At 47.8% G+C, this 13,161-nt stretch carries 10 protein-coding genes; 7 read left to right on the top strand and 3 right to left on the bottom strand.

What is annotated here, in order from left to right:
- Positions 1-3 precede the first annotated feature (3 nt).
- Both NH568_RS05840 and NH568_RS05835 read right to left on the bottom strand, forming a co-directional pair.
- On the bottom strand, positions 4-702 hold the full coding sequence (locus tag NH568_RS05840; RefSeq protein WP_253045524.1) for a DUF1566 domain-containing protein: 699 nt from the start codon (positions 700-702) through the stop codon (positions 4-6).
- On the bottom strand, positions 699-2,198 hold the full coding sequence (locus NH568_RS05835; RefSeq protein WP_253045521.1) for an ethylbenzene dehydrogenase-related protein: 1,500 nt from the start codon (positions 2,196-2,198) through the stop codon (positions 699-701). Before NH568_RS05835 ends, NH568_RS05840 begins: the two co-directional genes overlap by 4 nt.
- 182 nt (positions 2,199-2,380) lie before the next feature.
- Here NH568_RS05835 and NH568_RS05830 point away from each other — a divergent pair, with 182 nt between their 5' ends.
- The 7 genes from NH568_RS05830 (at position 2,381) to NH568_RS05800 (ending at position 11,085) form a co-directional block, all read left to right on the top strand.
- Positions 2,381-3,589 carry a GGDEF domain-containing protein gene (locus tag NH568_RS05830; RefSeq protein ID WP_253045518.1) on the top strand — a complete coding sequence of 403 codons (1,209 nt, stop codon included), beginning with the start codon at positions 2,381-2,383 and terminating at the stop codon, positions 3,587-3,589.
- Positions 3,590-3,696: 107 nt separating this feature from the next.
- A complete protein-coding gene (locus NH568_RS05825; protein WP_253045516.1) occupies positions 3,697-4,752 on the top strand; it encodes a DUF2066 domain-containing protein in 1,056 nt (351 codons plus the stop codon).
- 1 nt (position 4,753) lies between these two features.
- On the top strand, positions 4,754-5,458 hold the full coding sequence (gene hda / locus NH568_RS05820; protein WP_253045512.1) for a DnaA inactivator Hda: 705 nt from the start codon (positions 4,754-4,756) through the stop codon (positions 5,456-5,458).
- A 192-nt stretch (positions 5,459-5,650) separates the two neighbouring features.
- Positions 5,651-6,631, top strand: coding sequence for a phenylalanine--tRNA ligase subunit alpha (gene pheS / locus NH568_RS05815; protein WP_046004550.1), 981 nt, complete (start codon positions 5,651-5,653; stop codon positions 6,629-6,631).
- Between the two features lie 13 nt (positions 6,632-6,644).
- Positions 6,645-9,032: a phenylalanine--tRNA ligase subunit beta gene (gene pheT, locus NH568_RS05810; RefSeq protein ID WP_253045510.1), complete on the top strand. Its 2,388-nt coding sequence runs from the start codon at positions 6,645-6,647 to the stop codon at positions 9,030-9,032.
- 2 nt (positions 9,033-9,034) lie between these two features.
- Positions 9,035-9,334 carry an integration host factor subunit alpha gene (gene ihfA / locus NH568_RS05805; RefSeq protein ID WP_010384797.1) on the top strand — a complete coding sequence of 100 codons (300 nt, stop codon included), beginning with the start codon at positions 9,035-9,037 and terminating at the stop codon, positions 9,332-9,334.
- A gap of 188 nt (positions 9,335-9,522) precedes the next feature.
- Entirely contained in the window at positions 9,523-11,085 is a 1,563-nt protein-coding gene (locus NH568_RS05800) for an EAL domain-containing protein (protein ID WP_253045505.1), read from the top strand.
- 57 nt (positions 11,086-11,142) lie between these two features.
- On the opposite strand, the gene NH568_RS05795 is transcribed toward NH568_RS05800, so the two are convergent.
- Entirely contained in the window at positions 11,143-12,765 is a 1,623-nt protein-coding gene (locus NH568_RS05795; RefSeq protein WP_253045503.1) for an alpha-glucosidase family protein, read from the bottom strand.
- Positions 12,766-13,161 lie beyond the last annotated feature (396 nt).

The following is a 13,161-nucleotide window of genomic DNA, read 5'->3' as shown; positions in this document are numbered from 1 at the left end:
ATCCTAGTTTCCTGTTGTTGGTTGATGAGTCACGCCTGAGGTGCGTGAAGAGTGATGCTCTGATGGCAGATCGGCCACCAATAGCACGAATGCGGCATTGCGATAGGGCAACGAATACTGTTTACCGGTATGAAAATTAACGGCCAGAGCGCCTTGTTTAAAGCGCCGGTAATGGCCAGACAGAGGTTGAGAGTGATCGGCACTCCAGTAGTCTCCGTGCTTCATATGGGGAAAAAAGTCCTGAGCAATATGGGCATGACCCGGACGGGCCGGTACCTGCACTAAGCTGCTTAGCTCTTGTGCGCTGGGGAGTCGCCATTGAGTCAGGCCACACAAGGCAGCTTGTCTGGTTCTGTTGATCAGGTCCTGGGTATCGCAACGATTCGCTTCAAAATAGCAATCGCCAAGGTTGGCTTCGCCTCTTGCCCGGTCTGAAGAGCGGGAGTCGCCTGACAGGTACCAGGAATATGTCCAGTAGCCATCATGGATGTTTTCGCTGTCGGTTTTAACTTCCCACACCAGTTGCTGTGACGTATCCAGCACGCAGGACCAGGGGCCTTGCCATGGAGACAGAGGACTGCCATATTCATCCAGTTTGACATACCTGGGATGCGGTTGCGCCACCGGAGTTGCCGGGTCCAGCCAAAGCACAGAAGCCACAATTAAAACAGCGGCCAGCGACATGAGCAATCGGGCGATCATAGTGGGTACCTCAAAATTGCAGGGCGCATATGGCGGGTATGTCCAACCTGTGCATGATCAAAGGCAGAAAACCACATACAGGTGCCGTTTGTGAGTGGTACATCGTGCTCAGAGCCTGTATCGTGCTTGCGCACTAACTCCAGCGTCCATACGCCGTTGTCCCAGGTTCCCCGTGCCCTGACATCGGCACGATCACCTTCAAAACGATTGGAGCGATAGAGAATCGATGACAGTGTACTGCCTGGTGCAAAATCATCATTTTCGGCGGTATAGGGGGTGCTGCCAAACCAGGGCAAGACGCTCAGGTGTGCGTTGCTTTGGTCGGGCAATCGTTTCGGGGTAACCAAACCCGGCTTATACCATTGCCAGTTCATCACATAGGCGCCGCTCTCTTTGCCGTCTGGCTGGTAGCCTGCCGTATATCTGCGTTGGCCTTTTTGCTCTTTGGCAGGGGGGCCGAAAAAGTTGTCGTCCGCTAGATACATGTCGTTGGTACGAACCGCTTTCCAGTGCCACAGGTCGCGAATTTTTCCATCCATACTGGCGTGGAACCCCTTACCATGCCAGTTTGGTGGTTTTCCATCAATCGGGCGGTTGCCCAGCTGAGCAGTATTATCGGCTCCGACTTCGCAAGAGTGCGACAGCATAACGGCTAGTTTGTCTTCATAAAATGTACGCTCATCGAACTCATAAAACCCATTTTGCTGAATTTTCCAGCCTGCTTGCGTTTTTAACAAAGGAAGGTGATTGGTGCTCATACTTGAGTCTGTCCAGCGAACGAGAAAATAACTTTCCTGGCTGTTTGCCAGAGCCTGAACCTGGATGGTGCTGCGGCCATCATCAAAGTTGATCCCCCCGTGTGTCTCAATTGTGTAAACTGGCGCCCTCTGCCAGTGTGACTCATCACCAAGACCGTCGATCTCGATAAACTCCTCGGGCGCGAGTGATGCAACAGTTAAGGTTTCACCGGAGTGTTGAGCGGCGCTGTATAAGAGTATGCCTCCGGCAGTGACGCTGATAACAACCGCGATACTGTGTTTGTCTGGCTGTTTTGGCAGTAAAGCGGATATAACGTATTTGCCATGTTGAATGAAGTAGGCCCATCCATGCATGAGCAGGTATATGAGCAATAACCAGAAACTGTAAAAATGCAGAGGCTGTGCGATTGCAACAAATCGCCCCAGCCAGAGCAGCCATCCGGAGCTCAGTAATACCAGTATGATTAGGTAACCAAACCGGTTCACCCACAGGTGATAGTGACTCGGGCTGCTGCGATATGGACGCCACAAAGAAAGCAACAGGTATCCTGCAGCCAGCGCAGATAATAAACTGGCACTGCCGATGTGCCAGAAGTACAGGTTCCCCTGAGGTAGCAGAGCACTGAGGAATTTTAACCAGTCCTGAGTGAGCAAAGAAAACCTCAGGCCGGTAAACAAACTGCAGATCACCAATACGATGATTAACATATGAAGAAAAACAAAAGTAGCCTTACGCATGTCATTGATTGTTATTTTTGTGTTTAAATAGTGTAAACTTAAAGGGTTGCGGTTTTATGTCAAGCCCTAACTTGTGTGTTGGCTCAGGTGCGGTTCTCCCTGTTTTTCTTTGTACATTCCCACAAAACCTCGACTAAACTAACTAAAGTGCCAAATGTAGGATGCAACAGAGTGAGTAAAGGATGAGTGATCTTGTGTTAGAGACGATGGATTCCCTGAATAGTGGTGAAGTGATTGACAGCATGACGGACATAGTTGCCTGCTTAAATACCAGTGATTCTATCCAGCGGTTTTTGCTGGATATACACTGTATCTTGCAAAAGGTGACCTATGCGGACAACTTTTACGTTGTTTTATATCGCGAAGATCGTAGTCTGACATTTCCCTATTTTCATGATGTGAAGGATGATATTAACCCTGAAGATCTCGAAGCCCTGTCACTGGAAGAAATCGCCCATTCGCTGACTGCGTATGCATTACAATCTCAGTCTGTATGCAACTACACAACTGAGCAGCTCAAGGAGTTGGTGGCACAGGGTGAGTTAAATATTATTGGTACTGTCCCCAAGCAATGGCTGTGTTTTCCGTTAGTGAATCGCAATAACTTTATGGGCGCGTTTATCATTCAGTCCTATCGCCGTGAGGATGAATATTCAGGCGTGATCGTCGATGTGTTATACACCATTAGCCATGTTATCTCGTCTGCACTGGATGCCTTTAATAACCAGCAGGCATTGGTTGAGGCAAACAAAGTTTTGCAAAATTACCAAAGTGAATTGGAAATTAAAGTTGCGGAGCGCACTGAGGAGCTGGAGTCCAGCTTGGTTGAACTGAAAAAAGAGATAGGGATCCGCGAAGCGCTTCAACAGCGGCTGGAACACGAAGCTTTGCACGATACGCTGACCGGATTGACGAATCGCAAGTTCTTATTCCGGGAGCTGAATAATCTGGCCGAGCGTTCAAAACGTGGCCCGGTGAGCGTGCATATTTTGTATCTCGACTTAGACGATTTTAAACCCATTAACGATAATTTTGGTCATCACAGTGGGGATATCGTATTACAGGAAGTGGCGCAGAGAATTAAAAGAGAACTGCGCAGCTATGACGTGTTATGTCGCCTCGGCGGAGACGAATTTGTTGTGGTACTCTCCGATCCGCTTGAAAAGCAGGTATTAATGCAGATCTGTTCACGTCTGATAACCTGTATTGCGAGTCCTATTCAGCTGGAAGGCGGGCAGCAGGTGCAATGCGGTTGTAGCATAGGTATCGCCAATAACACTGGCGTATTCAGTGCAGAGGCTTTGTTGAAGTGCGCTGACAGTGCTTTGTACTCTTCAAAAGAGCTGGGTAAGAATCAGGCATATTTTTATGATGAGTCTGAGATTCGGTGATAAATTCCTCAATCCATCTTAAATGTTGAAAATCTATCTACGTTGGTTTTTGCTTTGCAACTGCGATTGCATTAGGATCGGGTTTTCTCCTTAACTTTTTGGTTGTTATGGCACTAAGATTATTTTTACTGAGTTTGTTTGGCTGGTGTATGGCTGCAAGCGCGGTTGAGGTAACAGATCTGTACGAAGCTACGTTGCAGGTAGATAACAAGACACGCGCAAAACGTGTCGTTGCAAGCCAACAGGCGCTGGACCGCGTAATCCAAAAGTTGACAGGCCGCACTGAGCACTTAAACCATCCACTGATCCGCCAAAGTAAAAAACGCATTTCTGACTATATGCTCAAATATGAGTATATCGAGTCTGCGGATGGCGATATCAAAATACGGGTGAAGTTTGAAGCAGATAAAGTAGAGCAGCTGGTCAGAGACAGTAATTTGCCTTTGTGGGGCAACCGTCGGCCCATGATTGCTATCTGGTTAGTGATTGAGGACAACCTGCGACGTGAGTTTGTAACGCAGGAAAGCTACCCTCAACTGGAACGACTCATTTATGACACCGCGGCCGAGTGGGGGATCCCTGTGGTGGTGCCGCTGATGGACCTGACCGACCGGGCTCAGGTGGGCATTGCTGAGGTATGGGGGAACTTTTCCCAGCCAGTTGAGGCGGCATCTATGCGTTATAACGCAGAGCGGGTGATAACAGGCCGGTTGTTTAAACAACCCAATAGCAGCAGCTGGCAACTAGACTGGCGTTATACGGATACCGATCAATTTGAATCAACGCAACAAGTGGGTGATAAACAGCAGCTGCTTATCGCCATGATCAATGATATGTCAACGGCGCTGGCTGCTGAATATGTGATTGACCCTAATCGCTCTTATGCCACTAACAGTACAGTCTTAACGGTTGATAAATTGACTTCATTCAGCAAAATCGAGCTGGCCAGAAGACAGTTAATGAGCATCAGCACGGTACAGGATGTCGACGTGATTTATCGTCAGGGCGATTTGGTGAAGTTTGAAGTGGAGCACGGCTCGTCTGTGGTTGATTTACAAAAATCACTTAAATTAGAGCGCGCTTTTAGTGTGTATGTTGACCCGCGTGCATTTTATCAGGTGGCCAGTGCCAATAACCTCAGATACAGCTGGGTGGGGCAGTAGTATGATGCAGCCTATGCAAATGGCTTTGCCAGTAACCCTGCCCGACGATGAAACCTTCAGCGCTTATTTTGGGGGGGAGGGCTCGCTTGAGGTAACACATCTGAAAAACGCACTTCAGGCAATTCACCAGGATTTTCAGTTTACTTATCTTTGTGGTCTGGGTGACTCTGGTAAGTCACACCTGCTTTATGCCACCTGTATTCATGCTCAGGAACAAGGCCTGTCTACAATTCTGTTGTCGCTCAGAGAGCTGATTAACTTCGGGCCTGCGGTGTTAGATGGACTGGAAGCGCTGGATGTCGTGTGCATTGATGATGTGCATTTGGTCGCGGGCAATGAGCCCTGGGAAAAAGCACTGTTTAACTTTTTTAATCGGTTTAATGAGCCAGGTAAATGTTTGGTGGTCACGGCCGATCTATTGCCGAATATGCTCAATCTGAGCCTGCCTGATCTGGAATCGCGTTTTACCTGGGGCACTACGTTTCAGATCCGCTCGATGAGTGATGATGATAAGGCCGAAGCACTGGTTAAACGGGCCAAAATGCGTGGACTGGAACTCAGTGATGAATGTGCCCGATTCTTGCTGACCCGACTTAGTCGGGATATGCGTGCCCTGTTGGATGTGTTGGATAAACTGGATCATGCATCCATGGCGGCACAGCGAAAATTGACGATCCCGTTTATTAAAACCACCCTGAATTTATAACCTCTTGCTGTGGAATTTTTGAACGCCGGTATCTCAAATTCCACCAAAAACCTCAAACCAGCCCAAAATTAACTGACAACCTTTAAATTGTCCATGAAAAGCCCCTAATTTGGGCTAGAATCTGCCCCGTTGTTTCAGTTATTATAACCGATTCAATCAAAGGCAAATTACCTCAACAAGATCAGGTATAAAATGAACTTAGAGAATATTTTAGCGCAAGCGCTGGACGCCGTTGCAAACGCGAGCGAAGTTGCGCAACTTGAGGAAGTCAGAGTTAACTACCTTGGTAAAAAAGGTGAGATCACTGGACTACTAAAAACCCTGGGTAAACTGGCACCAGAAGAACGTAAAGAAGCGGGTCAGGTGATCAACCAGGCAAAAAATCAGGTTCAGACCGCGATCAATGACAAGCGTGAAGCGCTGGAGCAGGCCGCACTGGCTCAGAAGCTGGCAGCAGAAACTATCGATGTGACTCTGCCCGGACGTACTATGCCACAGGGTGGTTTGCATCCGGTAACACGGACTATAGAGCGAATCGAACAGTTCTTTGGTGAGCTGGGCTTTGCGGTTAAATCCGGTCCGGAAGTTGAAGATGACTTCCACAACTTTGATGCACTGAATATTCCAGAGCACCACCCGGCACGTGCCGATCACGATACGTTTTACTTTAACCCTAAGCTGGTTTTGAGAACCCAGACAAGTGGCGTTCAGATCCGCACGATGGAAGCTGAGCAGCCGCCACTGCGTATCATTTCTCCGGGCCGGGTATATCGTAACGATTACGACCAGACACACACGCCAATGTTCCACCAGGTTGAAGGCCTGATGGTCGACACCGACGTGAGCTTTACTGAATTGAAAGGTATTTTGCACGATTTCTTGCGTAACTTTTTCGAAGAAGACATGGAGATCCGTTTCCGTCCATCTTACTTCCCGTTCACTGAGCCTTCAGCAGAAGTAGATGTGAAAGGCAAAAATGGTAAGTGGTTAGAAGTCTTAGGCTGTGGCATGGTACACCCGAACGTACTGCGCTCGGTCGGCATTGACCCTGAAAAATACACCGGCTTTGCATTTGGTATGGGTGTAGAGCGCCTGACTATGCTGCGATATGGCGTCAATGACTTGCGTGCTTTCTTCGAAAACGATTTAAAATTCCTAAACCAATTCAGATAAGAGCGATACAACAATGAAATTTAGTGAAAAGTGGTTAAGAGAATGGGTTAATCCTGCGATTGATACCGAGGCTCTATCTGAACAGTTATCAATGGCCGGTCTGGAAGTCGATGGTGTCGACCCGGTTGCAGGTGATTTTGATGGCGTGGTTATCGGTGAAGTCGTTGAGTGTGGTCAGCACCCGGATGCAGACAAACTGCGTGTCACCAAAGTAAACGTTGGCGAAGACGAGCTGCTGGACATCGTATGTGGCGCGGCAAACTGTCGTGCGGGCCTGAAAGTGGCTGTGGCGAAAGTCGGTGCGGTACTACCAGGCGGCTTTAAGATCAAAAAAGCAAAATTACGCGGTCAGCCTTCACACGGCATGCTGTGTGCGTTTGAAGAGCTGGGCATGGCTGAAAGCTCCGATGGTATTTTAGAGCTACCAGCTGATGCACAAATTGGCCAAAACATCCGCGAATACTTTAACCTTGACGATGTCACCATCGACGTTGACCTGACGGCTAACCGCAGTGACTGTTTGGGTATTAAAGGTCTTGCACGCGAAGTAGGCGTATTAAATGGCATTGATGTCAATGAGCTGGCTATTCCCGCCGTTGAACCTACTATTGATGACAAAATTGAGATTGAACTGGTGAACAGCCAGGCCTGTCCTCGTTACCTTGGCCGTGTGGTTAAGGGCATCAACCTGGATGCGGTTACACCTCTGTGGATGGTTGAAAAACTGCGTCGCTCCGGCATTCGCTCAATCGACCCGGTTGTAGATATTACCAACTATGTGCTGCTTGAGCTGGGCCACCCAATGCATGCTTTCGATTTGAATGCCATTGAAGGTGGGATCAAAGTACGCAGCGCAGCAGAAAGTGAAGAGCTGGTACTGCTCGATGGCAATACGGCCAAGCTGAAGCCAAGCACGCTGGTCATTGCAGATCATAACAAAGCGCTGGCCATGGCCGGTATCTTCGGTGGTGAAAACTCAGGTGTTAAAGAAGGCACAACAGACATCTTGCTTGAAAGTGCATTCTTCAGTCCTTTAGCTATTGCTGGTCAGGCACGTAGCTATGGCTTGCATACCGATGCATCACACCGCTACGAGCGTGGTGTTGATTATCAACTACAGCGTGATGCCATGGAGCGCGCAACGGCGTTGCTACTTGAGATTGCGGGCGGACAGGCAGGCCCTGTGGTAGAAGCTGTGTCAGAATCAGATTTGCCAGAAGCAAAATCAGTAACGCTTCGTCGCGCACGTCTTGATCGTGTTATTGGCTACCATATTGAAGACAGCAAAGTGGCAGACATTCTGACGCGTTTGGGTCTGGATGTGACTTTTGCCAACGACAGCTGGACAGCCACGGTACCAAGCTACCGCTTTGACATCAGTATTGAAGAAGATCTGATTGAAGAAGTTGCACGTGTATTTGGTTACAACAACATTCCAAACGTTGCCCCTACAGCAGCGTTAAAGATGACCGACCATCAGGAAGCGCGTCTACCTGTTTCTCGCTTGCGCAATGAACTGGTTGCACGTGGTTATCAGGAAGCGATTACCTACAGCTTTGTCGACCCGAAGAAACAACAACTTTTACACCCAGACAGCGATGCACTGGTATTGCCGCACCCAATTTCTGTAGAAATGTCGGCAATGCGTGTGAGTCTGATGCCTGGACTGCTTAATGCGGTGGCGTATAACCAAAACCGTCAGCAGTCACGTATTCGCTTGTTCGAACACGGCCTGAAATTCATTAAAGATGAAGCGGCTGAAAACGGCGTTCGTCAAGCTCCGGTCATTGGCGGCGTAGTTTATGGTAATACGCACAATGAACACTGGGGTATTGCGAGCCGCAAAACCGACTTCTTTGATGTAAAAGGGGACGTTGAAGCATTACTTGCCTTGTGTAACGATAAAGCGCGTTTTAGCTTTAAAGCACAGGTATGTGATGGACTACACCCAGGTCAATCAGCTGCAATTTACGCTAACGGAGAGCAAGTCGGCTTCATTGGTGCGGTTCATCCACAACTGCAAAAATCATTGGATCTGAATGAAACGGCGTATGTTTTTGAAGTTGAAACAGCGGCAATTGCACAGCGACACCTTCCAGAAGCCGTCAGTATCTCGAAATTCCCGTCAAATCGCCGTGATATTGCTATTTTAGTTGCAGATGATGTAAAAATAGGCGATATTTTAGAAAGCATTGAGAAAGTTGGCGGAAATCAATTAGTTGACCTAAACTTATTCGATGTGTATAAGGGCAAAGGTATTGAGCCTGGTTATAAGAGTTTAGCCATTGCTCTAACACTGCAAGCCGTTGATAGAACGCTCGAAGAGAAAGACATCAACGACACTGTAGAAATCGTGGTGGCCGAATTGGCCAAACAATTTAATGCATCGTTGAGGGACTAGATATGGCGCTTACTAAAGCCGACATAGCTGAACACCTATTTGAGAAATTGGGGATAAATAAAAAGGATGCCAAAGACTTAGTTGAAGCGTTTTTTGAAGAAATCCGCTCAGCGCTGGAAAGTGGAGAGCAGGTAAAGCTGTCCGGTTTTGGTAATTTCGATCTGCGCGATAAGAAAGAACGCCCAGGTCGTAATCCTAAAACTGGTGAAGACATTCCCATCTCGGCACGTCGTGTTGTAACTTTCAGACCTGGTCAGAAGTTAAAAACACGCGTAGAAGTGGGTACCAGTAAAAACCTGTGATCACGCAGTGGGCTAAGTAGTTAACCACAGGAAGCTTTTCCTGAGGTGCTCAAAGGCTATCTGTCTGATAATTAAGAAACCCTGGCGCAAGCCGGGGTTTTTTGTCATAAAAACTTCATTTAGCTGTTTTACCATCTGGCCTTTGTATTTGAGTTTGGAGTGCGAAGTTGACCCAGGGTAATCACTCCTTGACTGATCGTATCAAAAATATCATCGTCGCCTGGTTAATTAGCTCTTTTTTGTTTGGGCTGCTTGCGATCTTTGTCTACGTTCAGCAAAAAGACGCCGCAAAGCAATCCGTTCAGGCCGCTTCCGAATTGATCCGACTGGAGCTGGATTCGCAGCTTCACAATATAGATGTTTTCCTTAAGCAGGCAGAGCAACTAAATACACACTGTGATGCAGACACCATTGCTCTAATGAGAGAGCAGGTTTTTGTAAATCCTGCATTGAGTGAAATTGGCATTGTCGATCAACAGGGGCGCTTACTGTGTAACTCATTTGGCCGTCTGACACCACCCGTACAAACCACTGAGCCTGTCAAACAATCTGGATTAAGATACCACGGTCCGATCATCACTGACTTTTTACAAGTACCCGCATTTGTACTGGCACGGACACGCAGCGATGGGTTTGAGGTCAATGCATTACTGCCAACCAGCTGGCTGAGCGACACATTGGATATTACCCGGCATAGAAATCTGGCGTTTATTGCTTTGCTTGATGGTGACTCAGGAGTACCCATTTTTTTGCGTGGAAAATATACGTTGCCACTGGGTGAGGCGCTTTTCCCGATGCACGATGTGGTGGAGTTTGAAGGGGACTTTGATGATGGAACACAAAAGTATATTTTTGCTCGCCCGCTTGCAGCCTTACCACAACTGACCATTATGGTTGCCAGTGATGCTAAGCAACTTTCCACGATTCAACCTGTATGGTTGCTAACCCTCTTGCTTTTATACTGTGGCAGCCTGATTGGACTCACCATGCTGTTAAACTACTATGACCGTCGCGTACTGAGTAGCCGCGCACTTTTACTTGGAGCCATCAGCAGACAGGAACTTTTTAACGTTTATCAGCCACTGGTGGATGCTACGACTCGTGAGGTTGTTGGTGTTGAGGTGTTGATCCGCTGGCAGCACCCGGTAGAGGGCGAGCTTAGCCCGGCCTACTTTATCCCCGAAGCAGAACGAGATGGCAGTATTCTTGACCTGTCGATTTATCAGATTGAGAGGGCGCTGACGGAATTGAGCGAGATTGTTCAAAATCACCCTGACTTTAAGGTGTCGTTTAACGTCAATGGATACTTGTTAACCTGCAAAGACTACCTTGAGGTTTTGCATAAAGCGAATCTGGTTATCCCTCAGCTGACCATAGAGTTGACCGAGCGAGATGTATTATCTCAGGCGCAGATACACTCGGTTTTGCAGTCACTGGTAGAGCAGGGCGTTGAGATAGCAATAGACGACTTTGGTACAGGCTACAGTGGCTTACATTACCTGCAGAGCTTTCCGATTGATCTACTCAAAATAGATCAAACCTTTGTTGCTTCTATTGGTATGGAGAACCTGCAATCCCCTGTACTAAATGCAGTGATAGAGATGGCGGCAAAGCTTGATAAAAAGCTGATTGCGGAAGGAGTAGAAACGGCGCACCAGGCGGAATACCTGTCCCGGCAGGGAGTGTCAGTACATCAGGGGTGGTATTATTACAAAGCGATGCCAGTGCACGAACTGAAGCAAATTTGCTAAGTTGCATCAGATAACTGTATAAAAAAAGCCCCGCTGTCGGGGCTTTTGTTCAAGGGGTTACAATGAAGCAAAGTAGCAACCAAATCCGGGCAGGGATAGTTGGTTGTGTTCATAGTGACCATTGTGATGAACAATTTCCAGGTGTGGTGCATGGTCTTTAATGTCCATTGCAAGTTGCGTTGGCTGCTCACCGAGGTTGAACACACATAGCACCGTTTTACCCTGATGACGTCGATAAAATGCCAGCACAGGTTCCGGTGTATCAATAAATTCGATATCACCGACCTGTAGCTCAGGCACAGTATTACGCCAGGCCATAAACGCCTGATAGCGGGCTAAAACAGAATCAGCTGAGTCAGTCTGCTGAGAAACTGCTTGTGACTGATGTGCCGGTGATACAGGTAACCAGGGTTTTCCTTCGGTGAAGCCCGCATGTTCACTTTGCTCGTTCCAGGGCATTGGGGTGCGACATCCGTCACGACCCTTAAAGTTTGGCCAGAAGGTAATGCCATAGGGGTCCTGTAAATCCTCAAACGCAACATCTGCTTCGCCCAGGCCCAGCTCTTCTCCTTGATACATACATACACTGCCGCGCAGCGAGCCAAGCAGGGCTGTTAGCATACTTGCTTGTCGTGCATCGACCGTTTTTCCGTCTTTTGACCAGCGGCTTGCGACACGCTCAACATCATGGTTGCTGAATGCCCAACACGGCCAACCTTCAGTCATGACAGCTTCAAGACGAGATACCGTTTCACGGATGTAGCCTGCACTGTAGTCTTTCGTCAGCAATTCAAAGCTATAGCCCATGTGCAGCTTATTGCCACCTGAGGTGTATTCAGCCATGGTCTGAAGTGAGTCCTCAGACGAAATCTCACCCAGGCTTACGGTGCCCGGGTAGCGATCGAGCAGGGCGCGGATCTCGGCCATGAAGGCAAGGTTTTCTGGCTGAGTGTTATTGTAATAATGGTACTGGAACGCATAGGGGTTGTCTTCGCTAAATCCACGGCCCTGACGTAACTCTTTAGGTTTAGCCGGGTTATCTCGCAATTGCTGATCGTGGAAGCAGAAGTTAATGGCATCGAGACGGAATCCATCTACGCCTTTTTTTAACCAAAATTCCACGTTATCCAGTACAGCCTGACGTACCTCTGGGTTGTGGAAGTTTAAGTCAGGTTGCTCGGTCAGGAAATTGTGTAGGTAGTACTGACAGCGGCGCGAATCCCACTGCCAGGCCACGCCACCAAATATTGACAGCCAGTTGTTTGGTGGACTGCCGTCAGGCTTAGCATCCGCCCAGACATACCAGTCAGCTTTGGGGTTAGTCTGACTGGCACGGCTTTCGCTAAACCAGGGGTGCTCATCTGAGGTATGGCTAAGTACCTGGTCAATAATGATCTTAATATTGCGTTGATGTGCTTTATCAATCAGCTCGTCAAAGTCTTCAAGGCTGCCAAACATAGGGTCGATGTCACGATAGTCACTGATATCGTAACCAAAGTCCTTCATTGGTGACTTAAAAAATGGCGAGATCCAGATGGCATCTACGCCGAGCGATTTAATATAGTCGAGCTTGCTTATGATCCCCTGAAGATCGCCAATTCCATCGTTATTGGTATCACAAAAGCTACGAGGATATACCTGGTAAATAACCGCGCCTTTCCACCATTCATTTTGAGCCATGCACTTTCTCCTGCGCCGTGCAGTCGGGTTGTCGTATACAAGTTTACCTCTGGGGGCCATCTCTTAACTCTGTGTATTGAGTAGCATAATAACTGTAGTCAATTCAGTCGGGTTGAGATCAGGTTTTTGAGTAAGCGGGTTACGCCAACACGGAATATTAACAATGGCGAAGAGCATACGGCATGCTTTGATATGAGTAAAAAGCCTGCATACGTATGCAGCGTAATTAGTTACGCTTGAAATAGAATATAAGAATAAATACAGACTTGTCGGTGCACTTTACCAATATTGCCATCAATCTCAGGCCTCCCTGTTTTATCTGTGTTACAGTAAGATTAATTGGTAATACCAATTTCCATTGGTAGAGTGTGAAGGAAAAATATGGCAAGTTTTATC

Origin of the sequence: Pseudoalteromonas sp. XMcav2-N (genome assembly GCF_024124545.1) — a bacterium.
GTDB lineage: Bacteria > Pseudomonadota > Gammaproteobacteria > Enterobacterales > Alteromonadaceae > Pseudoalteromonas.
Note: the sequence above shows the minus strand (reverse complement) of the source record. Positions and strands in the feature narration are given on the sequence as shown.